The sequence below is a fragment of the Neorhizobium huautlense genome, from assembly GCF_002968575.1.
Taxonomy (GTDB): domain Bacteria; phylum Pseudomonadota; class Alphaproteobacteria; order Rhizobiales; family Rhizobiaceae; genus Neorhizobium; species Neorhizobium huautlense.
In genome coordinates this window covers 403,119-426,940 of the sequence record NZ_PVBM01000001.1, presented here as the reverse complement: position 1 = coordinate 426,940, position 23,822 = coordinate 403,119, and the positions used below count along the sequence as shown (strand labels likewise).

General features: G+C 62.2%; 21 protein-coding genes. 7 read left to right on the top strand and 14 right to left on the bottom strand.

Going from position 1 to position 23,822, the window contains the following annotated elements:
• Positions 1-8: 8 nt before the first annotated feature.
• The gene (locus tag C5L12_RS02035) at positions 9-608 is read right to left on the bottom strand and encodes a hypothetical protein (RefSeq protein ID WP_105370324.1); all 600 of its coding nucleotides are present in this window, start codon (positions 606-608) and stop codon (positions 9-11) included.
• 137 nt (positions 609-745) lie between these two features.
• Between C5L12_RS02035 and C5L12_RS02030 the strand changes: the two genes are divergently transcribed.
• The gene (locus tag C5L12_RS02030; RefSeq protein WP_105370323.1) at positions 746-1,402 is read left to right on the top strand and encodes a TetR/AcrR family transcriptional regulator; all 657 of its coding nucleotides are present in this window, start codon (positions 746-748) and stop codon (positions 1,400-1,402) included.
• On the opposite strand, the gene C5L12_RS28660 is transcribed toward C5L12_RS02030, so the two are convergent.
• From C5L12_RS28660 to C5L12_RS02015, 4 genes are all read right to left on the bottom strand, one after another.
• Entirely contained in the window at positions 1,359-1,583 is a 225-nt protein-coding gene (locus C5L12_RS28660; protein WP_245422724.1) for a hypothetical protein, read from the bottom strand. The two genes, C5L12_RS02030 and C5L12_RS28660, sit on opposite strands and share 44 nt — an antisense overlap.
• 36 nt (positions 1,584-1,619) lie before the next feature.
• Positions 1,620-2,402 carry a MerR family transcriptional regulator gene (locus tag C5L12_RS02025; RefSeq protein ID WP_245422723.1) on the bottom strand — a complete coding sequence of 261 codons (783 nt, stop codon included), beginning with the start codon at positions 2,400-2,402 and terminating at the stop codon, positions 1,620-1,622.
• A 130-nt stretch (positions 2,403-2,532) separates the two neighbouring features.
• Positions 2,533-5,229 (bottom strand): bifunctional diguanylate cyclase/phosphodiesterase, encoded by a 2,697-nt coding sequence (locus C5L12_RS02020; RefSeq protein ID WP_105370322.1) that lies wholly within the window; start codon positions 5,227-5,229, stop codon positions 2,533-2,535.
• 82 nt (positions 5,230-5,311) lie between these two features.
• Complete coding sequence (locus tag C5L12_RS02015) at positions 5,312-6,259, bottom strand: GGDEF domain-containing protein (RefSeq protein WP_105370321.1); 948 nt, start codon at positions 6,257-6,259, stop codon at positions 5,312-5,314.
• A gap of 283 nt (positions 6,260-6,542) precedes the next feature.
• Between C5L12_RS02015 and C5L12_RS02010 the strand changes: the two genes are divergently transcribed.
• From C5L12_RS02010 to C5L12_RS02000, 3 genes are all read left to right on the top strand, one after another.
• Entirely contained in the window at positions 6,543-7,727 is a 1,185-nt protein-coding gene (locus C5L12_RS02010; protein WP_105370374.1) for a benzoate/H(+) symporter BenE family transporter, read from the top strand.
• A 325-nt stretch (positions 7,728-8,052) separates the two neighbouring features.
• Complete coding sequence (gene leuA / locus C5L12_RS02005) at positions 8,053-9,771, top strand: 2-isopropylmalate synthase (protein ID WP_105370320.1); 1,719 nt, start codon at positions 8,053-8,055, stop codon at positions 9,769-9,771.
• Between the two features lies 1 nt (position 9,772).
• Positions 9,773-10,549, top strand: coding sequence for an alpha/beta fold hydrolase (locus C5L12_RS02000; RefSeq protein ID WP_105370319.1), 777 nt, complete (start codon positions 9,773-9,775; stop codon positions 10,547-10,549).
• On the opposite strand, the gene C5L12_RS01995 is transcribed toward C5L12_RS02000, so the two are convergent.
• The 3 genes from C5L12_RS01995 to C5L12_RS01985 all read right to left on the bottom strand — a co-directional run bounded on the left by C5L12_RS01995 (position 10,546) and on the right by C5L12_RS01985 (position 12,934).
• Positions 10,546-11,394, bottom strand: a complete 849-nt coding sequence (locus C5L12_RS01995) for a Fis family transcriptional regulator (RefSeq protein WP_105370318.1) — start codon at positions 11,392-11,394, stop codon at positions 10,546-10,548. The two genes, C5L12_RS02000 and C5L12_RS01995, sit on opposite strands and share 4 nt — an antisense overlap.
• A gap of 2 nt (positions 11,395-11,396) precedes the next feature.
• Positions 11,397-11,876, bottom strand: coding sequence for an RNA polymerase sigma factor (locus C5L12_RS01990; protein ID WP_105370317.1), 480 nt, complete (start codon positions 11,874-11,876; stop codon positions 11,397-11,399).
• Positions 11,877-11,980: 104 nt separating this feature from the next.
• Positions 11,981-12,934: a metallophosphoesterase family protein gene (locus tag C5L12_RS01985; RefSeq protein WP_105370373.1), complete on the bottom strand. Its 954-nt coding sequence runs from the start codon at positions 12,932-12,934 to the stop codon at positions 11,981-11,983.
• Positions 12,935-12,999: 65 nt separating this feature from the next.
• Between C5L12_RS01985 and C5L12_RS01980 the strand changes: the two genes are divergently transcribed.
• Complete coding sequence (locus C5L12_RS01980) at positions 13,000-13,488, top strand: NUDIX domain-containing protein (RefSeq protein WP_105370316.1); 489 nt, start codon at positions 13,000-13,002, stop codon at positions 13,486-13,488.
• A gap of 432 nt (positions 13,489-13,920) precedes the next feature.
• On the opposite strand, the gene C5L12_RS01970 is transcribed toward C5L12_RS01980, so the two are convergent.
• Positions 13,921-14,910 carry a glutathione S-transferase family protein gene (locus C5L12_RS01970; protein WP_105370314.1) on the bottom strand — a complete coding sequence of 330 codons (990 nt, stop codon included), beginning with the start codon at positions 14,908-14,910 and terminating at the stop codon, positions 13,921-13,923.
• A gap of 277 nt (positions 14,911-15,187) precedes the next feature.
• Between C5L12_RS01970 and C5L12_RS01965 the strand changes: the two genes are divergently transcribed.
• Complete coding sequence (locus tag C5L12_RS01965; RefSeq protein ID WP_105370372.1) at positions 15,188-15,688, top strand: GNAT family N-acetyltransferase; 501 nt, start codon at positions 15,188-15,190, stop codon at positions 15,686-15,688.
• Between the two features lie 77 nt (positions 15,689-15,765).
• Positions 15,766-17,079, top strand: a complete 1,314-nt coding sequence (locus C5L12_RS01960; RefSeq protein ID WP_105370313.1) for an MFS transporter — start codon at positions 15,766-15,768, stop codon at positions 17,077-17,079.
• Between the two features lie 12 nt (positions 17,080-17,091).
• Here the strand turns inward: C5L12_RS01960 and C5L12_RS01955 are convergent, their stop codons facing one another.
• Genes C5L12_RS01955 through C5L12_RS01935 form a run of 5 tightly spaced genes read right to left on the bottom strand, consistent with a single transcriptional unit; the run spans position 17,092 to position 23,807 of the window.
• Positions 17,092-17,505 (bottom strand): GNAT family N-acetyltransferase, encoded by a 414-nt coding sequence (locus C5L12_RS01955; RefSeq protein ID WP_425350725.1) that lies wholly within the window; start codon positions 17,503-17,505, stop codon positions 17,092-17,094.
• A gap of 50 nt (positions 17,506-17,555) precedes the next feature.
• The gene (locus C5L12_RS01950; RefSeq protein WP_105370311.1) at positions 17,556-17,972 is read right to left on the bottom strand and encodes a GNAT family N-acetyltransferase; all 417 of its coding nucleotides are present in this window, start codon (positions 17,970-17,972) and stop codon (positions 17,556-17,558) included.
• A 2-nt stretch (positions 17,973-17,974) separates the two neighbouring features.
• On the bottom strand, positions 17,975-20,041 hold the full coding sequence (locus C5L12_RS01945; protein WP_105370310.1) for a hypothetical protein: 2,067 nt from the start codon (positions 20,039-20,041) through the stop codon (positions 17,975-17,977).
• An 11-nt stretch (positions 20,042-20,052) separates the two neighbouring features.
• Positions 20,053-22,893 (bottom strand): DUF4159 domain-containing protein, encoded by a 2,841-nt coding sequence (locus C5L12_RS01940; protein WP_105370309.1) that lies wholly within the window; start codon positions 22,891-22,893, stop codon positions 20,053-20,055.
• Positions 22,890-23,807 carry a DUF58 domain-containing protein gene (locus C5L12_RS01935; RefSeq protein WP_105370308.1) on the bottom strand — a complete coding sequence of 306 codons (918 nt, stop codon included), beginning with the start codon at positions 23,805-23,807 and terminating at the stop codon, positions 22,890-22,892. The genes C5L12_RS01940 and C5L12_RS01935 overlap by 4 nt, the downstream gene beginning before the upstream one ends.
• Positions 23,808-23,822: the final 15 nt, after the last annotated feature.

Sequence of the window (23,822 nt, the reverse complement as noted above, 5' to 3'; positions counted from 1 at the left end):
TGCCGGTGCTAGCCCGCAACGCCGATCCGGCGCGCCTTGAAATAGGCGAGCAGTCTGACAGACAGTGCCGCGGCGATGAGCACCATGGCGGGAAGATAGGCGGTGTCCATGACGGCCCATTTTCCGAAGGTGAAGACGAAGGAAATCCAGATATACCAGGCGCCGAAACCGTGCACGCCGTGCCAGAGCCTGTCGCCCATCGCCGCAACGATCCGATCGAACGAACTTGCGGCCATGGCGGCGATGAAGAGATAGGCGAGGCTTCCGGTCAGGATCGTGACGGGGTTGGTCAATTTCCAGAACAGGTCCGGATCGACCGATGCCAAGAGCAGGATCGCCCCGAGATGCACGAAATGCGAGAGGGCGAAGGAAAGTCCGAGGTAACGCCGATTGCGGCGCTGCCAGATGGTGTATGCCCCCGGCACCAGCTTCACCCATGCCGAGGCCGTGAAGGCCATGAGGAAGAGGATGAGGGAGAGGCGTGCGGTCCACCGGATGACCATCCGCGCGCCCTCGGTGGTGGCGGTCGTCGATCCGGCGGCAACAGCCAGCAGAAGGAATAATACACATGCGACGGATGCGACCAGTCGCCAGCCATTCAATGCCATGTCGGCAGCCTCCCAGGGTTTAAACATGTAAGCAGTGATTACATGCCTTGAGCCGGTGAGCAAGGGATGTAATCAGTGATTACAAAAAAGTGATGCCGTGCTAAGGTTGCGTGATCACGATGCAGTTGAAGAGAAACATGCCGAACACCAAAGACGCCAAGGTCCCCCGCGGGACCTATCACCACGGAAACCTGGTCGAAGCGCTGGTGGCGGCGGCCATCGCGATCGTGGAGGAGAAGGGCGTCGACAATCTCTCGGTGCGTGAGGTCGCGAAAAAAGCCGGCGTTTCGCCGGGCGCTCCTTTTCGTCACTTCAGCAGCAAAGCCGCCTTGCTGACGGCGGTGGCCGAGCAGGCGATCCAACGCCTGGCCGGTTCGGTCGGGCAGGCGCTGTCGGTGCTTGCGCAGGACGATCCCATGGAACAGCTTCGGGCGATGGGCATGGGTTACATCGATTGGGCCCGGCTGAACCCGACACATTTCCAGATCGTCAGTTCGCGTACGCTGATCGACTTCCACGGCTCGGAAACTCTGGTGGCAGTGAACGAGGCATTGCGGCTACAGCTTGCGGACATCATTCGGCGGGCCAAGGACGAGGGGCGGATGAAAGCGTCGCTCGACGTCGAGGACGTCATGCTTTCGGCCCGCGCCCTCGTCTACGGATTGGCGCGGATGTATATCGACGGGCATTTCCCGGAATGGAAGGTTTCCCGGCCACCGGAGGATGCGATGCGCCGGGCGCTCGATCTGTTCATTGAGGGGCTTCGTGCATCGCCGCCGGGCGCCAGGCGATGAGGCCTTCGGTACGGGCGCGCACCTCGGGAGGGGCAAGACAGGTGGCGACCGCTTCGTAACCTGGAGCGCCCGGATAGGGAGCGACTCTCCTCGGCGGGCTGTGGTTGGCTGGGCAGAGCAGAATCGCCTCGTCCGGTCCAACGAGCGAGAGGTCGAGGATCGCGGAGGAGCGGGTCAGCATGAAGAGTGGCCTTTGGGCAGGTGTTCGATAGCGCAGCTAGGCAATCAACGCTTCCTGCGTGGCCCGGTCGAGGCCCTGTTCGATCATGTCTATGACCAGGACGCGTGGGCCCTCTGCTTCCAATGCGGCGAGAAGAACGGTGAGGTCGGGGGAGGGCGTAGCCCCATCCTCGGCGAGCCAGGCGAGCACCAGATCGACGCGAGCTCTCAATTCCTCATCGGCGGAAAGCTGGCGGTTTAGTTCCGAAGCATCGTCACCGGCCCGGTCTAGATCGAGAAAAAGCGCGCCGGGCAGGCGTTTCGCAATCTCCCTGGCGAGCCGCGTCTTGCCGCTGCCGAGCGGTCCGATGAAGTAGAGACGCCTGATGTCGCGCAGTTCGAACCGTTCACCACCCCAAGGCCAGGGAAGGTCGAAGCTCACGACGGGATCACCGGCCGGCTGCGCCAGCCGTATCAGGCTCTCGGTTCCCGGCGGACGACCATCCGCCAGCTCCGCGCGCAGGGTCCGGACCCGCTCGATTGTCTCCGTGACGCGGCGCGCCTCGAGCTTAAGCCTCGCATGATGCGCGGCAAGCACAGGCTCAAGATCCTGCGGTTCGCCCTTCAGGACCCGGGCTATCTGCGCAAGACTGAGGCCCAGCGCCCTCAGGGCTGCGATCTCGGCGATGCGGGTCATCTGGACAGGGCCATAGGTGCGCCATCCGGCGGCGGTGCGGACGGGCGTGACAAGCCCACGCTGTTCATAAAGACGGAGCGCCTTCTGGGATATCCCAAGCCGTTCGGAGGCTTCGGAGGGGCTCAGATAGTGTGCGGACGTCATCAAGAATCACCTCGCCGGTTGTTGGCCGCAGCTTTTATCGGAGCGGACCCAGGGGCCAGGTCAATAGGTATCGGCAGGCGAGGACGACGGTTTTATCCGCATCCAGTACATCCCGCGGCCGGCACCGGGTTTAAGCCGACCGAACCAGGGCGGGAGGGAACGATGCGGGCCGGTCGCTCTGCCAGTTTTGCGCGAAGGCGATAAAGTCCGCCGACGACATCGGTTTTGCGAATGCGTATCCCTGGAGGATCTGACAACCGAGGCTGCGCAGTATTTCGATATGAGCCGGGGTCTCGACCCCTTCTGCGACGATCTCGATGCCTTGAGAGCGGCCGATCTCGATAATCGATGCGACGAGCTGCCGCTGGGAGCCGGATTCCAGCGGGGCGATGAGCTTGCGGTCGATCTTCAGCCTCTTCGGGCCGAGTTCGAGCAGGCTGACGATAGAAGCATGGCCGGTTCCGAAATCGTCGATTTCGATGTCTATTCCGAGAGCTTTCAAATTGAGGATGGCGGCCTTCAGTTCCTTGTCCTGATCCTCGAACGAAATCGATTCCAGAAGCTCGAAGGAGAGCGTTCCGGGGGTGAATGACAGTTCCGTCACCCGCTTGAAGAGCCGCTCGTCCTTCAGTCTCTGGGCGGAGATATTGACCGACAGATGCGGAACGTCGATCCCGAGGGTTCGCCACCAGGTCGTCTGGAAGAGCGCCCGATCGAGAATGGTCGCGTCCATGTCGGCCGCCTTGTGCAGATTTTCGGCGATGTGGAGGAATTTATCAGGCGTCAGCAGGCCCCGGGTCGGATGCTGCCAGCGGGCGAGCGCCTCGACGCCGACGATTGCCAGCGAATGTGCGTCGAACTGGGGCTGGAAGTAGGGAATGATCTGGTCCTGCTCCAGCGCGCTCAGGAACTCGTCGGACAGCCGCTTTGTCAGCACGGCGGCGGCGCGCAGCTTTTCGGAGAACAGCTCGACCCGGTTGCGGCCGAGCTTCTTGGCCTCATAGAGCGCGATATCGGCGTTGATCAACAACTGGCCAAGCTCTTCGCCAGCCCTCGTCTGGCACGCGATACCCGCGCTGCAGCCGATCCGGCACTGGTGCTCGCCGATATGCATCGGCCTTGAGAGCGCCGTCACGATCGATTGCGCAAGATGGCGGGCCCTTGCGAGCGGCTCGGCTCCGCCGGTAACGACGACGAATTCGTCACCGCCGATGCGGGAGGCGAATTCGTCGTGCCCGATAAGATCGAGGAGGCGGGCCGTGGCCTCCTTGAGAACGGCATCGCCTGCCGCATGGCCGAAGGTATCGTTGACCTCCTTGAAGCGGTCGAGATCGATATGAATGAAGGCGAGCTTGTGATCGTCCTGGCTGGCGGTCTCTTCAGCAGCCATGAACTGGTCGAGGAACCGGCGGTTGGGCAGGCCGGTCAGCGCGTCGTGCAGAGATTGGTGCTCAAGCGTCCGTCTGGCTGACCGCAATTCCGCGTTCTGCCGCTCCGCCCGAGCCTTTGCTTCCCGCAGTTCGGCGTTCATTGTCACGTCCGTGGTGACGTCCCAGTTGGCGCCAACGACCCGCTTGATCCCACTTGCTGCAACATATGTGGCACCGTGAGCGCGGATATGACGGATCTTTCCGTCACGCGACACCACGCGGAATTCCAGGCCGTGGCTTGTATCCTCGTGGATCGACTTGGCGAGCTGTTCGTTTACGGCCTGGACATCATCGGGATGGATCGCCTCCCGCCAGTCCCGATGTTCGCAAGTCTCTTTGTCCTGCGGCACGTCATAAAGCTCGCGCATGCGCCGATCCCAAATGAGCGCTTTGGACGATGGCTCGTATTCCCAAACACCGACGCCGGATGCTTCGAGGGCCAATTCCAGCCGCTGCGACAGGGTTTCGAGCTGCTCCTCGCGCTGTTGCAGAGTGAGCGTGTTGCGATGGCGCTGTTTCATCAGCAGGCCCGCCCAGATCAGCGGCCCGGCGATGCAAAGCGCGACCAGAAAGGCCGTGATGCGAAAACTGACGATATCCGGCGGCGAACCGTGCCATCCTTCTTTCGGCACAGCGGCAAGATACCAGGTATCGTGTCCGAGCTCGAACCGCGCCTTGACCGGTTCTTGCGAAAATACTTCGCGATTGCCAAGGAAAACATCTTCGTTGCCCGGCACGGGACGCTTTGCGATCGCTATGTCGAGGCTCTGGCGAGGCGTGTTGACGTTGCTGTCGGTATAAAGCCTCTGGAGGTCGATAACCGCCGAAATGACGCCCCAGAAGCGGCCATTAGAAAGCGAAAAGACGGGGTATCGGGCGATCAGTCCCTGTCCGCCCTGAACGAGGTTCACCGGGCCGGTGATGACCAGGGCCCGTCTTTCGACGGCCCTCATCACCGATCCCCTCTGCTGCTCATTGGTTCGGTAATCGAGGCCGATCGCTTTTTTGTTCGCGTGTTCCGGATAGACGAATTTGACGACGAGATCGGGCGCCGCCGCGATGTTTCGAAGCTGGGAGGGAACCCCAAAGATGCGCTCGGACAAGGCCGAAAACTGCGGCTGGGTCATGTTCGGGTTTGCAGCGACGGCTGCGATCAATCCATAGATCAGGTTGACGTTGCCGCGGACATTGGTTTCCAGGCTCGATGCGACCCGCGCGAGCTGCTCTGCCGCCTTGACCTGTTGCGCTACGCGAAATTGTTCATGCTTCTCGATATCTGCCCGAACCACCCCGATCACCACGGCTGCGGCAGCCACCAGGGCGGGAAGGAAATAGCCAAGCCCGTAGAAAGGCGGCCTTAGCCATTTCGATTTCGAGGCGAGCGACAGAGGGATCATGCGGATTTCCGAAGAGGGTAAAGACTGTTGCTCATAAACTCTTGATTGCCATGGGGATCGGGTCGAGCACCGGCGTCCGACGTCAGGTGGAGTTGATCCGGTTCCTGCCGGTGCGCTTGGATCGATAAAGGCCGTCGTCAGCCCGCTTGAGAGCCTCGTCGGAAGATGCATCAAGCGCGGAAAAATCGCTCAAGCCGCCGCTGATCGTCACGTTGTGTCCGACTGCACGTTGAAGATCCGACGCAACCTGCTGCCGCAGCTTATTGGCGATGATAATGCCATGCTGCTTGCGGGTAGCAGGCATCACGATCACGAATTCATCCCCGCCGAGACGCGCCACGAAATCCGTCTTTCGCAATTCCTGGCGACAGACATTGGCAGTCACCTGCAGAACCATATCGCCCACCGCATGGCCCAGCTGATCGTTGACCGTTTTGAAATTGTCGATGTCGAACATCAGTATCGAGGTGGGGATGTGCTCATCGCGGAAGAGTTCGAATTTCAGCTGAAGGACGTCCAGCAGTTTTCTGCGATTGAAAAGCCCGGTCAGCGCATCGGTTTCGCTTTGATGACGCAGCTGGTTCTCGATCGCGTTCTTTTCGGTGATGTTGCTTGCCACCCATACGACCGCGTCCTCGTCGTCCACCTGGAAGTCCAGAGCCTGGACGCGTCCTTCGAACCAGATCGGATGGTCCGGTCCAGCGGAGTCCATTCCCAAGACATCGCGGGCGGAAAGGCTGTATTCGACGATGTGCAGGGAGCGCGAAGACAGCGCCTTGTCGATCTCGCGGATAAAGCGATTGGCTTTTTCGAAGCTCAGGACATCGTGGACGTTCTTGCCGACGAGCCCGCTGCCGTCATGGTAGTAACGTGTGTCCTTGCCGCCGAACAATGCAGCGTAACGACCGCTGCGCGTCAGAATGAAACAAGGGTCCGGCATGGCCGACAGGATGAAGTAGAGCTGTTCGCGCGAAAAGAGAGAGTGAGTTCCGACGTCAATCTCTGCAAGGCGACCTGGCAATGCCGTCATGGATGGTCTCTAAGCTTCTCTCGTTGGCCCGTTTCTCCAATGGAGCGCGGTAGGAGGACATACCTCGACAAGGCTACAGCCAAGTTCCTTCGAAAGTATCAACGCATGCGAATATTCGCACAAACGACTGGACGGCCTGGATCGCGGCCGCAGGGCGCTCCGGGTGCGTGAACGGCCTTCCCGAGGTTTGTTCATCGCCGTACCTTTTTGTCGCCAACAGACCTTGCTTCGGCGGTGGCAGTGATGCTCCATGCCGGCTTTCGAGCTCACGAGTCCCGCCCGCATGCTCAAGGATTTTTCCATCTCCGCCCTGATGATGGGCCTGCTGACTGCATTTGTCGGCTTCATCAGTTCGTTCGCCGTCATCATGCAGGGGCTGCAGGCCATGGGCGCCAGCGCACCGGAGATCGCCTCGGCGCTGCTTGCGCAATCGGTGGCGATGGGCGTGCTGGCGGTCGTCTTCTCCTCCTGGTTCCGTATGCCGATCAGTATCGCCTGGTCGACTCCTGGCGCCGCGCTCCTGTCCGGCATCAGCGCGATCGAGGGCGGCTTTCCCGCCGTCGTCGGAGCGTTTGTGGTGTGTGGCGCGCTGATCATCCTTTCGGGCCTGTTCCGTCCGCTCGGCCGTGCGATCCGGATGATCCCGGCGCCGCTCGCCAATGCGATGCTTGCCGGCATTCTGCTGAGCTTGTGCCTGGCGCCGGTAAAAGCCGTCGCATTCAATCCGGCGCTCGGCCTGCCGATCGTCCTGACCTGGATGGTGGTGGTTTCCCGCTGGCGGCTCTGGGCCGTGCCGGCCGCGCTTGGCGCGCTGGTACTGGTATTGATCTTCGGGGTCGAATTGCCGCCGGACGTCTTTACCCAGATCGGCGCCGCCATCCATCCGGATCTGACCTTCATCAATCCCGTCTTTACCTGGCATGGCATCGTCTCCGTGGGGATACCGCTCTTTATCGTCACCATGGCGTCCCAGAATATTCCGGGCATCGCGATCCTCAAGGTGCACCATTACGAGCCGCCGCCGGGCGTGCTCTTTGCCGGGACTGGCATATTTTCGATCCTCGGTGGATTGGTCGGCGGCGTGCCGGTCAACATGGCCGCGATCACGGCGGCCATGTGCGCCAGCGAGGATGCCCATCCCGATCCGAACAAGCGCTATTGGGCAGCGATCGTGGGCGGTTTCGGCTATATCGGCCTGGGTTTGGTTGCCGGAGGAATCATAGCTTTCGTATCGCTGGCGCCGCCGATCCTGCTGCAGGCCGTGGCGGGGTTGGGGCTGGTCGCGGCTTTTTCGAGCGCCGCTTTCGCCGCCTATAAGGAGCCCGACACGCGCGAGGCTGCGGCAATCACCTTTCTCGTCACCGCTTCCGGCACATCGTTTGCCGGTATATCCGGGGCTTTCTGGGGCCTGGTTGCAGGCGGCGTGATGTTGGGTTTGCGGCATTTCCTGCATGCCTCGAAAAGATGAGCAGGGACTTGCCTCGCTTTTCGGCTGCGGTTATACATCCGGGCATGACCATGACAGGCGCAATCATGTCCCACCGTTTGCCGACCCGCCGCACCGCGGCCGGGGCGACGGTTTTTGCGCTTTTCTCGCTTCTTAGCCTCGACCTTACGCGCGGTTGCCGGGTCCGTTGAGGAGCGCCCGGCGGCCGAAAGCCTGCCGGCGCAAGAGCTCCTCTCACGAACATTCAAGACATCGGCCACAATAGACCCTAAGGGTCCGCATCGCTGACGGCTTTTCCCGGAACGGGCGCCACAGCAACGCGTGAAGCGAGAAGAGAGTTCAAACCATGGACGCCAAGACCCACACCGTAAAACAGGGCATGCCGGAAGCAGCCGTGAAATACCGGCCTTATCCGGCGATCAACATTCCCGATCGGACCTGGCCTTCCAAGACGATTTCCAAGGCGCCGATCTGGTGTTCCGTCGACCTGCGCGACGGCAACCAGTCGCTGGTCAACCCGATGGGTCACGACCGCAAGGCGCGCATGTTCAAGCTGTTGCTGGACATGGGCTTCAAGGAGATCGAAATCGGATTTCCATCCGCATCCCAGACGGATTTCGATTTTGCACGCTGGTGCGTGGAAGAGGGGGGCGTGCCTGAAGACGTTTCGCTGCAGGTGCTTGTTCAGTGCCGCCCGGAGCTGATCACCCGCACCTTCGAGGCTTTGGAGGGCGCACACAAGCCGATCATCCATTTCTACAACTCGACCTCTGAACTGCAGCGGCGCGTGGTATTCGGCAAGGATGTCGCCGGCATCAAGCAGATCGCCGTCGATGCGGCGAAGATGATCACGGAGATGGCGGAAAAGGCAGGCGGCGGTTATCGCTTTGAATATTCGCCGGAAAGCTTCACCGGCACCGAACTGGAGGTCGCGCTCGAAATTTCGAATGCCATCATCGACATCATCAAGCCGACCGCGGACAACAAGCTGATCCTGAACCTGCCGTCCACCGTCGAGATGGCGACGCCGAATATCTACGCCGACCAGATCGAGTGGATGTGCCGCAATATCGACAACCGCGAGAACGTCATCGTTTCGCTGCATCCCCATAACGACCGGGGCACCGGCATCGCCGCGACGGAGCTCGCCCTGATGGCCGGCGCCGACCGGGTGGAAGGCACGCTGTTCGGCAATGGCGAGCGCACCGGCAATGTGGATATCGTGACGCTGGCGCTCAACATGTACACGCAGGGCGTGGACCCGGAGCTGGACTGCTCCGACATCGAGCGGATCAAGGCTGTCTACGAATATTCCAACGAGATGAAGATCCCCGAACGGCACCCTTACGTCGGTGAACTGGTCTATACCGCGTTCTCCGGCTCGCATCAGGATGCGATCAACAAGGGCATGAAGGCGATCAAGGTGGCGAACCACCCCGTCTGGGAGGTGCCTTATCTGCCGATCGACCCGCGGGATGTCGGACGCTCCTACGAGGCGATCATCCGCATCAACTCGCAGTCCGGCAAGGGCGGCATCGCCTATATCCTGCAGGAAGACTACGGCCTCAATCTGCCGCGCAATCTCCAGGTCGAATTCCGGGAGGATATCCAGCGCATTACCGACGAAGAGGGTGTGGAACTTCCCTCGAAACGCATCTACGCGCGCTTTATCGAGCGCTATGTGGAACAGCCGGACGCCCGACTGAAGTTCGTCGACCACCACACCTATCCGGCCGGCAGCGACCACAAGGGCGTGCGCGTCGTGGCTGCCGAGATTACCGACGGCGGGGAGACCAAGCGCATCGAGGGCAAGGGCACCGGGCCGATCGACGGCTTCATCCATGCGCTGTCGACCTATCTCGGGATCGAGCTGTCGGTCGCGGATTACTCCGAACATTCGCTGCAGCACGGCTCCAACGCTTCTGCGATCGCCTATGTGGAAATGGAGCATCCGGGCGGAAAACTGTTCGGCGCCGGCATCAACAAGAACATCGTCGCGGCCTCGCTCGAAGCGATCGTATCAGCGGCGAACAGGGTGCTGGAAGAGCGGGCGGCAAAGGCCTGACATGAGCCTCCACGCCGAACTTTATGGTGAGCTGCATCGGGCAGCTCCCATCGTGCTTCTGCATGGGTTCGGCGGAACAGCCGCCGCCTGGACCGCCGTCGCCAAGGCACTGGCGGCGGAACTGCCGGTCATCGCCTATGATTTGCCGGGACATGGCAGGTCGCTGTCCGTGGAGCCGGCCGGCGGCGCGGGATGGATGGCGAAAGCCATAGTTGCCGATCTTCACCAGCGCGATGTTGAGAAGTTCCACCTTGCCGGCCATTCCATGGGCGGCGCGGTGGCGGCGCTCATCGCATTGCGAACTCCGGAACAGGTCGCGAGCCTGACGCTTTTCGCACCGGGCGGCTTCGGCCGGGGGATCAATGGAGAAGCGTTGAGATGCTATGCCTCTGCCGGGAATAGGGAGGAGATGCGGGCCGCGCTTCTGATGATGAGCGGCCGACAACATCCCGTAAGCGACGCCGAGGTGGAAAGCACGCTGGAGCGGCGGCGCCTTTCCGGTGCGCGCGAGGCTTTGAAGCGGATTCTCGGTACCATCCTGGTCGATGCCGGAGGCCGTGAGCAAGGGACGCTATCGGTCGAAGATCTGGGACGGCTGGCAATGCCAGTGCGTGTTCTATGGGGCGAGGGAGACAATATTCTTCCCGTTACGCAGGCCGACGGCTTACCCTCGAATGTCGCTGTTCACCGCTTGCCGGAGGCCGGTCATATGCTGATCGACGAATGTCCGGAGGCGGTCGTCCGCGTCATTCGGCTCGGTATTTCTCAAGCGGTCTAGATCAGTCCCGCAGCCTTTGCGGCGATATCGTCCAGATCCGCGGCGGAGGAGGGGCCTACGACCATGTAAGTGGCAAGCGGGGTCACCCAGGTGACGATTCCCGTTTCGTTGCGGATTTCCTCGAGCGAGCGGTTGCCTGCGGGCCGCGTCTTGGTGAAGGTGATGGCGATCACATCGCCGTCCGCATCGCCATCAATGCGCCGGTAAAAAAGCTGCCCGGCCGGCGTGCCGCCGGCGGAAAACATGCGCGCTCCCTGAAAGACGAGGCCGCTGCCTTGAAGATCCGGAATGCGGAAGCTTATTCCGGTATTGGTCGTCAGCCATTCGAGGATGTCGGCGGCTCTTTCGGCGGGGATTTCCGTCAGATGATTGGTCTGGCGGGCATAAAGCCGATACTGGGCGATGATATCGTCCAGCCAATCGCGCGCGGCCTGCGCCGGCGCCGCAATGGCGACACGTCCCTGGGGCGCTGCCGGGCGGCTGCCAAGCATATAGCCGATTGCGCCGCCAAGCACGAACAGGGAGAGGCAGGCAATGAAGGTCCGCACGCCAGATGGTTTGAGCGAAAAGCCGGAGCGCGGAGCCTGCGGCAGCCGGACGGCACGGCGCGGCAACGGTGCGTTCTTGATGGAGCGGACCAGATCGAGCGGAACGGGTTCCTTCAGCATATCGTCGAACGCCCGTCGGCCGATTTCCGAGCCGTGCCGCAGCGCGTCGTGCAATGCGCGGACCTGAGGATCGTTCACCAGCAGTTCTTCGACATCGTGCCAGTCGCCGTCGCCCGTCTGTGCGTCGACATAGGCGGAGAGCCGCAATTCGAGCGGTGACGGCTGCGACGCGTTCACCGTCACGCCCTCCGCTCGGTTGTCACGGCGTTGAGCGATGAAAGACCAAGGCGGGCGGCACAGAGGCGGGCCGCAAGCTGATCTGCCGGAATACCCAGGATGGTGGCGGCTTCCTGACAGGTGAAGCCTTCCACATCGGTAAGCAGGAAAGCGGAGGCAAGCCCTTCCGGCATCGAGAGTACGGCACTCGCCGTCTTCTTCCTTTCGGGCGCCGAGCCGGCATCGGTTCCGGCGGGTTCAGCCTTTCGGCGCTTCCTCGCTTCGTCCGACCAGATCGTCCGCATGATGCTGAATAGCCAGTTCTCGAGCCGTCCCTCTCCCTTCCAGTGGTGGCTTTTTTGAATCGCCCGCATGGCAGCGCCACGAACCAGCTGGTCGGCATCCGACGCATCGCCCGTGAGCGTCATCGCAAAACGACGCAGGCGTGGCAGGAGGGCGACGAGATCGCGCCGGATGTCGGTCGATGGGCTCGGTTGGCTCATAGGCAGAGAGCGGCTTTGCTATGGTTGATAATGTCGGTGATGACTGTGTCTGATACTAGCTATGACGGGAATGTGGCGATTCCGCAACAATCGCGACATTGATTCTACAACATTCTCGCGGCTTCCGGGATCGAAATGGTCGGCGGCATCTCGCCATAGAGGAGCCGGCTGTTATCGAGACCCACGCCGTCTCCATTCTCGGTGAGACTGTAGCGCTCGCAGAGGAGGTTCCAGGCGCCGGGTTCCCCGGAAAGGGTGAACAGGTTGTAGGCGGCCCGCGGTTTGTGCCCGCCCGGCCCCTGCGACGCAGAGGCTATGCCGAGGACGGGAACCTGACCGTGGTGACTTCTCAGCCAATAAAGCGTGTTGAGATGGGTGTGCCCGTGCAGCACCAGCTCGGCGCCGCCGGTCGAGATCGCGGCGGCAAAACGGCGGATGCCGATCATTCTCTTGTGCGAGGATGCCGCGCCATGAATCGGGGGGTGATGGATCAGCACGATGCGGAACAGACCCTCTTCGCCGGCCTTCTTCAGCAGGTTTACGGTTTCGCGCGCCTGCCTGGGACTGTAATAGCCGGAAGCCGAGAAAGGCGGGGTCGCATTGGATGTCGAGCAGCCGATGACCGCGATCGGTCCGCGCCGCCGATAGGTGGGGAAGATGTGGTCGTGCTCCGGCCAGATTTCCGGGTCGTCATCGCTGGCGATGAAGGGATACCATGCCGCCACCGACTTATCATGGGCGCCGGGGACATAGGCATCGTGATTGCCCGGCACGACCGTCGTTTCCAGAGGATCCCCGATGGTCTGCAGCCATTCGGCAGCCAGTCGGATCTCGATGCCGGTCGCAAGATTGACGAGATCACCGGTCACGACCAGATGATCCGGCTCGCGCGTCTTCAAATCGCTCAAAAGCAGGTCAAGCGTGTTGACGAAAAGATGCTTGCGGCGATTCCGGTGCCAATTGACAAAGCCGGTGATACGCTTCGAAAAGAGTTCGCGAAGCGTCAGTTTCGGAAGCGGGCCTAAATGGATGTCGGAAATATGCGCGAATTTGAACATGCCGCAGACATAACGCATAAGCCCGCAAATCGTTATCGATTTTCTGACGGCTCCCGGAGTTATGAATGAGCAATGACGGCATTCCGGAGGTCCGAGGTTTTCGAACAAGGATGATGGTCTGGCTGTTGCACCAGTTCTTCATCGTGAGACGGGGCATGACGCTTGGCGTGCGCGCAGCCTGCTTCGATGCGGAAGGGCGCATCTTCCTGGTTCGCCATACCTATGTTCCCGGCTGGTACATGCCGGGCGGAGGCATGGAACGGCACGAGACTGCCCGCGCCGCACTCGCGAAGGAGCTGAGGGAAGAGGGCAATCTGGAAATCCTCGGAGAACCGGCCCTTTTTCACGTCTACTATAATCGCAATGCCAGCAAGCGGGATCACGTCCTCTTCTACCAGGTGACCGTCGATCAGATGGCACCGAGGGCTCCCAACAGGGAGATTGCGGAGAGCGGATTTTTCGCGTTGGATGCCTTGCCCGAGGACACGACGACTGCGACCCGGCGACGGCTCAAGGAACTGTGCGGCGAGGTTGAGAAGTCGGATTTCTGGTGAAGCTTGCCGACCGATCGATCAGCCGGGAATCATTCCGCCAAAGCTGGTGTGTCCATTTTCCAGGCTCTCGAAACATCCGCCAGCTTCCATAGGCGCCCGCTTTACAATGCCAGCGCCAGGGGAAAATGACCTGTTCAGCCTGATGTATTGGCCCTCAGCCCAGGCGCGAGCGTGTACTTCGTAAAGAAACTCGCGTTCGGCTTCGGCGCCCTGTTCGACAATCCGTACGACCCAGTATTGGTTTCTGGGAAACACCGAAACTGCATTGCACATGGCTGCCTCCCTTCCGTCGGGGGAGAAGCGATTACTGGCGCCCGACCCGTGACCCTTCGTCTCCTTATTCATAGTCCGTTTGGACGCCAAAGTCGATCGAAATATTCTTTTGGATATATCGGCGGCGGTGTGTCGCAGCCGTCGCCGATGCGATGCCGATCATGCTGCGGTCTTCAATTTCTCCCTTCCGTGCGGTCCATCCAGATCGATCACCGGGCCCACGGGCACTATGCCGGTCGGATTGATCGTCCGGTGGCTGCCGTAATAGTGGTTCTTGATGTGCAGGAGATTGCAGGTCTCGGCGATACCCGGATGCTGGTAGAGGTCGCGCAGGTAGCCTGAGAGGTTCGGATAGTCGGCGATGCGGCGAATATTGCATTTGAAGTGGCCGACATAGACCGGATCGAAGCGGAAGAGTGTGGTGAAGAGCCGCCAATCGGCCTCCGTCAGCCGGTCGCCGAAGAGATAGCGGCTGGGGCCGAGGCGCTGTTCCAGCATGGTCAGAGTATCGAAAAGCCGGGCAACGGCCTGCGCATAGGCCTCCTGCTCGGTCGCGAAGCCTGCCTTGTAGACGCCGTTGTTGACGGTGTCATAGACGAGCGTGTTCAGCTCATCGATTTCAGCGCGGAGATCTTCCGGATAAAGATTCGCAGCGGAGCCCGTCAGTCCGTCGAAGGCGCTGTTGAACATGCGGATGATTTCCGCGCTTTCGTTGGAGACGATCGTGTTCTGCTTCCTGTCCCAGAGAACCGGTACGGTGACGCGTCCGGTATAGTGCGGATCGGCCTTCAGATAGACCTGATAGAGATAGTCGTAACCGAAGAGGTCGTCGCCGGTCGCACCATCGCGCCTTTTAAACTCCCAGCCGTTCTCCAGCATCAGATAATCGACTACCGAAACAGAAATCAGCTCCTCGAGCTTCTTCAGTTTGCGGAAAATCAGCGTGCGATGCGCCCAGGGACAAGCGTAGGAGACATAGAGATGGTAGCGCCCGGCCTCCGCCTTGAAACCGCCTATGCCAGACGGGCCGGCGGCGCCATCGGCAGTTATCCAGTGCCGGAATTGCGAAGCAGCCCGCTTGAAATGGCCCTTGCTTTCCTTCGTGTCGTACCAGACGTCCTGCCATTTTCCATCGACAAGCATGCCCATGGCATTCTCCTTGAGGTTATTTCGGTCAATAGATACGGCAGCGGTGACTTTTGGCGAGCCGCGTTTTTGCAAACACTGCGTTTTTCGATTGGACGGAAAGGAATTTTCCTGCTAGTTGGCTTTCCGCAATTTGGGGATATTTGTTTCCATGACTGAGGCACGAGCACTGCGACGACGCTGATCTTAGGGAAAGACGCTCACACGGCGTCATCGAGATCACTTGTCCTGTCCGCTCTTTTTCCACGGCTTCGGTCCTTTCATGTCTCAGCTCGAATTCCTGCACAAGCACGAACTTGTCTATCTCACCGAAGACGCGTCCCATGACGACGTCATCGAACTCATCAATGCGGAAGCTTTCGGGCCGGGCCGTCACACCCGTGCCGCCGCCCGGATCCGGGAGCAGGGGCCGCACGACCGCTCCTTGTCCTTCGTCTGCACCGATGATGGCGAGACGATCGCCTCGGTCCGGATGACCCCGGTTCTTGCCGGGGATGTAAAGGGCCATCTGCTGGGACCTCTCGCCGTGCGGCCGTCGCATAAAAACCGCGGGATCGGGCGCGAGCTGGTGCGGATTGCGATCGAGGCGGCGAAGCGGAAGGGATCGGAAGCGGTGATCCTGGTGGGGGATCCGCCCTATTACAGCCCGCTCGGCTTCGAGAAAGTTGCGTATAACGCGCTGCAATTCCCGGGGCCGGTGGATCCAAACCGGGTCCTGGTCGTACCCATTTCGGAAGACGTGCATAGCCGTCTCAAGGGAACGATCGGCTGGCGTCCATAGCGCAAGTCCGCTAATCAACCTTACCATTGGCCGGCAGTGACTGCCGGGATGATTCGTCAACTCCGGGGGGCAGGTGCATGGCGGCAATCACGATGGACGACGCGCTGGACCGCGCCGGGGCGGGAACCTACCAACGGCGGCTGATGGGGATTTTCGGCCTCGTCTGGGCCGCGGATGCGATGCAGGTTCTGGCGGTCGGTTTTACCGCCGCCTCTATCGCGGCGACCTTCGGTCTGACGGTGCCTCAGGCGTTGCAGACGGGCACGGCCTTCTTCTTCGGCATGCTTCTCGGTGCGATGGGTTTCGGCAGGCTCGCCGACCGTATCGGCCGCCGCCGGGTGCTGATCGTGACCGTCGCCTGCGACGCCGTGTTCGGCACCCTTTCCATCTTCGCGCCGGACTTCACGATCCTCGTGATATTGCGCTTCCTGACGGGCGCTGCGGTCGGCGGCACACTGCCGGTGGATTATGCGATGATGGCGGAGTTCCTGCCGGCGAAGAACCGCGGGCGCTGGCTGGTGTTCCTCGAAGGGTTCTGGGCCGTCGGTACGCTGATCGTGGCGCTCGCCGCCTGGGGGGCGAGCCTTGCCGGGGTAGCCGATGCCTGGCGCTATATCTTTGCGGTGACGGCAATTCCGGCTGTTGCGGGTATCGGCCTGCGGTTCCTGGTGCCGGAATCGCCGCTCTATCTCCTGCGTTCCGGCCGGAGTGAGGAAGCCAAAGCGATCGTGGAACGGATGCTCGTCGTCAACGGTCGGCCGCAGCTCGGGGCTGAAACCAGTCTCGTTTCGCCGCCGCCGGTGAAATCGACCGGCATCTTTTCGTCCGGACTGCGCCAGCGCAGCATCATGATCCTGGCGATCTGGTTTCTCGTGTCGGTGTCCTATTACGGCGTCTTCACCTGGATGCCGGCAAGACTCGCCGGCGAAGGTTTCGGCTTCGTGCGCGGCTACGGTTTCCTGGTGCTCGTGGCGCTGGCGCAGCTTCCGGGTTATGCGCTCGCGGCCTACGGCGTCGAGAAATGGGGCCGCAAGCCGACCCTGGTCGGTTTCTGCCTGCTGTCGGCGCTCGGTTGCCTGCTCTTCGTGATTGCCTCGAATGCTAGCCTCATCGCAGCGGCTCTGCTGCTGATGAGCTTTGCGCTGCTCGGCACCTGGGGCGCTCTCTACGCCTATACCCCGGAGCTTTATCCGACGGCGTCGCGCGCAACCGGCATGGGGGCGGCAGGCGCCATGGCTCGTCTCGGCGGCCTGCTCGCGCCGTCGCTGGTCGGTTATGTCGTAGTGCAGGGCCTCGGGCTCACCATCGGCATCTTTGCCGGACTGCTCGTGCTCGCCGCGCTTGCCGGGATCATGATCAATACGGAAACGCGCCAGACGTCGCTGACCTGAGGTGAGGGAAGGTCAAAAACGCTTTTGCAGCCAAGTGACAGAATGGCCTCCCGCAAGGCCGTTCAGGCTGCCGATGTCGACATAACCCTGTTTCCGGTAGACCCTCAAAGCGTCGGGGTTCATCGTATCGATATAGGCGCCGATGCAGCCCCGGGCGCGGGCTTCTGTTTCCGCCAAATCCAGCATGCGGGCGGCAAGGCCCTGGCCGCGCAGTTCATCGGGAACGTAAAGCATTGCCACATAGAGCCAGCCGCGGCCGGTATAGCCTGTCAATCCGCCGATCACCTTGCCTTCGGCATCGTAGATCGGCACCGCCAGTTCCCTGCGGTCGCTCTTGCCGAATCTCTCAATATTGTAGGCTTTCAGTCGATCGAGGATGATTTCTTCTTCCTCGGGCGTGACGCCCTCGACCAATTTGAGTTCGATATCCATGCCGCCGGCGTCTTTGCGTAAAATTCCGTAAGCGGATGAATAACTCAAAGCACCTTCTTGAGGAAGGTACGGGTCCGGCCACTCACAAAGCCGGGTAATTCGCCGAATGTCTCATAACCCTGACGCTTATAGGCTTCGAGGGCGACAGGATTGAAGGTGTCGATCCAGGCGCCATGGCAGCCGCGGCGGCGGGCTTCTTCCTCGGCCGTCCGAAGCAGCCGACCGGCCATACCATTGCCGCGCAGCGATTGCGGGATGAACAGCAGCTGGGTGAACAGCCAGCCCCAGGACGTGTACCCGGAAAGACCGCCGATCACCTTTCTTTCTGGATCCCGGATCAGCACGGCCAGCGTCTGGCGTTCCGCCGCGCCCACTTCGCCTTCGTTGAAGGCGGTCAGCCCGTCCAGGATTACGGCAAGGTCCTCAGGCGAGGGCTCGGACGTCAGTTCAAGATCGGCCATGCTCAGCGCCCCTCGCGCCACCACATGGCAGCGACGGCAAAGAGGAGGGCGGAAAGCCCGGCAACGCCGGCAAACAGCGGCAGCGTATCGATGCCGCGCAGCACGCTCTCGTCCGTCATGCGGATCACCATCCGGTCCGGGTCGTTGACGCGCACTTCACCGCGCACGGGCAGGATGTCCGGCAGCGATATTCCGTCCCCGGAGGCGACGCGCTTGACAAGGCCATGGGTTTTGTCAGCGTAGGGTTTCAGCGTATTCTCGGTGGAGATCATCGCCTTGAATTCCGGCGCATCGACAGCGCCGACATGGACGAGGGTGGAAAACTCGCCACTGCTGACTTCGAAAAGGCCGGTTTCGTCCATCCGGCGCTCCAGCCGGTATTCGCCGGGGCCGGCGGAGGTCATAGGCACCGTCTCCGTGCGGCCGGAGGGATAACGAAGCCTGGCAGGACCCGGATCGTCGCCGATCGTCTGGCGTGTCGCCTCCAGCGTCCGGCCGAGGGCGCGAGCGGTCAATGCCTCTTCTTCGAGCTCCGGTTCCTTCATCAGCCAATGGGCGATGCGGCGGTAAAGGGAGACATGCGGCCCGCCGCCTTCGAAGCCTCGCGCCCAAAGCCAGCCCTGGTCCGACAAGAGCATGGCGACGCGGCCTTCGCCCTGGCGGTTAAGCACGAGAAGCGGCCGGCTGCCATCCCCTTCCATGACCGTCTGGCCCTGCGGCGTATTGACGTCGATGGTGCGGAACCAGCGGCCCCAGGCAGGCGGCGTCTGGTCCGATCCGTCCAGGCCGCGGGTGACGGGGTGTTTCTGGCCCGCTTCCGACAGATGCGGATAGAAAGCCGCGCTGTGGACCTCTCCAGTCGGTGCGGCGGGCAGAACCTGTTCGAGCGGAGTAGAGGCGATCGAATCTTCGCCCGCGTGCTCCGGACCTGCGGCGATCAGCAACGCGCCGCCGCTCTGCACATATTGGGCGATATAATCGTAATAGAGAATCGGCAACACACCGCGATGCTTGTAGCGGTCGAAGATGATCAGGTCGAAATCCTTGATCTTCTCGACGAAAAGTTCGCGGGTGGGGAAGGCGATCAGCGACAGTTCGTTGATCGGTGTGCCGTCCTGCTTTTCCGGGGGCCGCAGGATGGTGAAATGGACGAGGTCGACCGAGGCATCCGATTTCAGGAGGTTGCGCCAGGCGCGCTCGCCGGCATGCGGTTCGCCGGACACCAGCAGGACGCGCAGGTTCTGCCGAATGCCGTCGATGACGTGGACGGCGCGATTGTTGGCGGTCGTGACTTCGCCCGGCAATTCGGCAACGGAGAATTCCATGACGTTGTTGCCGCCGCGTGGAACCGTGAAGGCAAACGGCGTTTCGATGCCGGTGCGCGCCTGAAGCGTGGCGATCTGCTGGCCGTTCATCCGCACCGTCACCTGGGCGGCGTTGCTGCCGGAACGGCCGTCGTCGAAGACGCGCAGCGTCAGTTCCTGTTCTTCGCCGACAATGCCGAAGCGGGGCGCACGCACCACCTCGACGCGGCGGTCGAACTCATCCGGCTGGCCGGTGATGAGACCATGGACGGGAGCGTTGAAGCCGAGGTTCTGATTGATGCCGGGAAGGTCATGGATCTGGCCGTCGGTCAGGAAAACCGCGCCGCCGATGCGTGCCGGGGGAACATCGGAAATGGCAGAACGCAGGGCGGTAAAGAGCTTCGTCGAGGGCGTGTCCGAATTTTCGTCGTCAGCGACATCGACCACCCTTGTCTCGATCCGCGGATATCGCGAGAACCGGTCGTTCAGGCTGGCGAGAGCCTCGTCGGTCTGCTCCTTACGCCCCGCGGTCTCCTGGCTTTGCGAGCGGTCTACAATGATCGGAACCACGGTCGAGAGCTGTTCCCGATCCTCCTGCATCAGGGTCGGATTGGCGAGCGCCAGAAGCAGCGCGGCAAGTGCCAGCGAGCGCAGCGTGGCTCCGCGCACGCCGCGCCAGAATGCGAGGCCGGCGAGGATAAGCGCCAGCACACCGAGAGCGGCAAGAACCGGCCAGGAGAAGAAGGGGGAGAATTCGATGGTCATCGGCTGCTCCCTTACTGGCCAAGACGCTCAAGCAGCGCCGGGACATGCACCTGATCGGCTTTGTAGTTGCCGGTCAGCATGTACATCATGATGTTGACGCCGGCGCGATAGGCGTATTCGCGCTGCATCTCATCGGGCGGCACCGTGGGCAATACGGGCGCTCCCTGCGGGTCGATGGCCCAGGCCCCTGCGAGATCATTGCCGGTGATGAGGAGCGGTGTGACGCCGTCGCCCGAAGACGACAGCTGGGCGCCGGTGTTTCTCGCCTCCTGCCGCGCCTCGACCCAGAGCGGACTGCCGGTATAGCGGCCCGGAAAATTGGTGAGCAGGTAGAATGAGCGCGTAAGGACATGATCCTCGGGCGTTGGCTCTAGCGGCGGTATGTCGATATTGGCAAGGATTGCCTGCAGGCGCTCGCCGTTCGGCGTCGTCCCGACACCGTCGAGCGCGGAGTACTGGTCGCGCGTGTCGAAAAGAACGGTGCCGCCGTTGCGCATATAGGCATCGATGCGGGAAATCGCTGCTTGCGAGGGCATCGGCGCGTTGGCGGAAATCGGCCAGTAGATAATCGGATAGAAGGACAGGTCATCCTTGGTGATATCCAGCCCGACCGGCGCGCCGGGTTCGAGCGTGGTGCGATAGGTCAGGAACTGGCTGAGCCCTTCCAGCCCCTGTTCCGACAGGTTGTCGACGTCGGCCTCGCCGGTGACGACATAGGCCAGATGGGTGGTGTCCAGCCGCTCGAGGATCTGCTCGTCCCCTGGCTTGGCTCCCGCGCCCGGCGGCATGTCCTGCGCCATCATCCGGCCGGGTGTAAAAGCGAGGAGGCCGAAGGCAAGGGCCGCGACAATCGCGGCTGCGGCCGCGCCGCGATTTCGTCGCACGCCACCGCGGGCGAAGGCGCCATTCATGAACAGCACGATGAAGCTGTCGAGCACCAGCAGCGCGAAGGCTGCGGCAAACAGGGCAGGGCGGAGCGAAATGGCTTCACCGCCAGCAAGCCCCTCGCGCGCCACCGCTGCGCCGACAGGCGTCACATCGAAGGGCGCGATGACGGTTTTCGGAGCCAGCAGGTTGACGGCGGTAAAGCCGTCTTCGGTGCCATAGAGGCCCGGGGGATGATCGAAACTGGCGACCGGGGTCTCGTTGGCAGCGACGGCGATCGGCCGGGCGGTTCCGGTTTCGGTGGTCAGGATGCCGTCTGCGGTCAAAAGGCGATAGGGCGGCAAGGTTGCTGCCGCGCCATCCGAGGCCGGGCCGGAGGATGCGGCGCCGCCGGCGCGGGCGATCTGCACGAGACGGCGCAACATCTCCACGAAATTGCCTGACAGCGGCAGGTTGGACCAGGTTGCCTCGGCGGTGGTATGGACGAGGACGATGCGGCCGGCCTCGACTTCCTTGGTGGTGACAAGGGGGGTGCCGTCGGCGAGGCTCGCCCAGGTACGCTCGGCGAGATCCGGCGTCGGCTCGGCAAGAACCTGCCGCGTGACGGTGATATCCGTCGCCCGCGGCATGCCGGCGAAAGGACCGAAACTCGGGAAGTCGGCAAGCGGCTGGGGTTCGGACCAGGACATGGCACCGCCGAGCGCGCGCTCGCCCTGGCGGAGGATGACCGGAACCAGCGGGTCGTCGGAAGGCGCTGCGGCCAGGCGCGGTCCGGCAAAGCGGATCAACGTACCGCCACGGGAGATCCATTGCTGCAGCGGCGCATAAGTTTCCGCCGGCAGGCGGCCGACATCGGCCAGGATGATGGCGGAAGGATTGCCTTCGAGGATCTGCGGGATGGAGACGGACAGATCAGCGGTATTCGGCTGGATGACGTCCGCATAGGGCTGCAGTGCCCGGCTGATGTAATAGAGCGGCTGCAGGAGCGGCTGGAAATCACTGCCGCTCTCGCCGGCGAGAAGCGCGACGCGCCGGCGCTTGAAGCCGTCGTCGAGCAGGTGGGCCGAGCCTGCCGTTGCCAGGCCGTCGAGACCTAGGCGGGCAAAGTCGTTGCGAAGCTCGAAGGGCGAGGCGATCTCGGCCGTGGCGGTCGTGGCGCCGGCGGCAAATTCGAACGTTCCGGAGGCGAGTGCCCGGCCTTGCGCGTCTAGCGCATTGACCGCCAACTGCTGCGGCGCTCCGGTGGTAAGACGAGTGGCCGTGACCGACATCGCGCCGGCATTGTTGACCGCGTCGGTGATTGCCACGGCGCTCCGGCCGTCGCCCTCGATGAGGCGCAATTGGGCGGGTGAAAGCGCTGCCAGAACCGACAGTGCTTCGGCGTCCTGAGGGGCGGCCACGCCGTCCGACATCACGACGAGTGTTCCGGGACGGTTTCCGTTCATCGCTTCGCTGATGGCCTCGGCGGCGCGGGCGCGATCGGGAACCAGAGGTTTCGGGCGTGCTGCGGCGAGCTTTTCGCGGGCGGCTGCGGCGGTGCCGGGGACGGCGTCGTGGCTGGGATCGGCCGTAAAGGCGATTGAGACAGGCACATCGGCGCTTTCTGCGTCGTCGACCAGAAGATTTGCCGTCTGGACGCGCCGTTCCCAATCGGCGGCACTTGCCCAGCCGTTGTCGATGACGAGCACCAGCGGGCCGTCGGTATTCAACGAGTTGACACGCGGATTCATCACCGGATCGGCAATCGCCAATATCACGGCGGTGGCAAGAGCCATGCGCAGGAGCGTCAGCCACCAGGGGCTCTTCGAGGGCGTTTCTTCGCGCTTCAGGACGCTCGCCAGGATCTTCAGCGGCGGGAAGACCTCCGTCTTCGGGCGCGGCGGCGTGAGCCTCAGCAGCCACCAGATGACCGGAAGAGCGATCAGGCCGAAGAGGATGGCGGGGTTTGCAAAGATCAAACCGCTCATGCCCTGCCTCCCGGTTTCTGTGCCGGCAGGCCGGACAGATAGCCATGCACGGCGACGAGCGCTTCGGAAGCGAGATGATCGGTCCGGTGGAAGACGAAGCTCCATCCGAGCCGGCGCAGCCCATCGCCAAGGGCCATGCGCCGGGCGAGATAGGCGCGCTGATAATCCTCGCGGATCATTTCTGCGCGGCCAGAGACCAGCCTTTCACCGGTTTCCGGGTCGGTGAACTCGGTACGGCCGGCATAGGGGAAGGTTTCCTCGGCCGGATCGGCGATCTCGACTACGTGACCGCGCAGGCCGCGACGGCCGAGCGGCGTGATACGCTCCATCACCCTATCGGCATCATCCAGAAAATCGCCGATCAGGACGATATCGCTGTGGCCACGAATCATGCTGGTTTCCGGCAGCCCGGTGGTCAACGGGGCGTGCATGATGGCGGCGGCAAGCCGCTCCGCGGCATTGCGTGCCGAAACGGGCTCCATGATGCCGGGACACCCGATGCGCTCCCCGGAGCGGGCAAGGATTTCGGCAAGCGCCAGCATCAGCACCAGCGCACGGCTTTCCTTTGAAACCAGTGCCAGCGTCGACTTGTACATCATGGAGGGAGACATGTCGGCCCAGAGCCAGACTGTGTGGGCTGCCTCCCATTCCCGGTCGCGGACATAGGTGTGGTCGTCGCGGGCGGAACGCCGCCAGTCGATGCGCGAAAGGCTTTCGCCTTCCGCATAGGGCCTGAACTGCCAAAAATTTTCGCCGATGCCGCGTTTGCGGCGTCCATGCCAGCCCGCAATCACCGTATTGGCGATACGTTTTGCCTCCACCATGCAGTCAGGTACCAGTATGGCACGCGCTTGGGCGCGGGAGAGAACTTCGCTACTCGGTGTCTGCTCTACGATCTGGCCGATGGATGCCACGCATTGTCCTTTCTA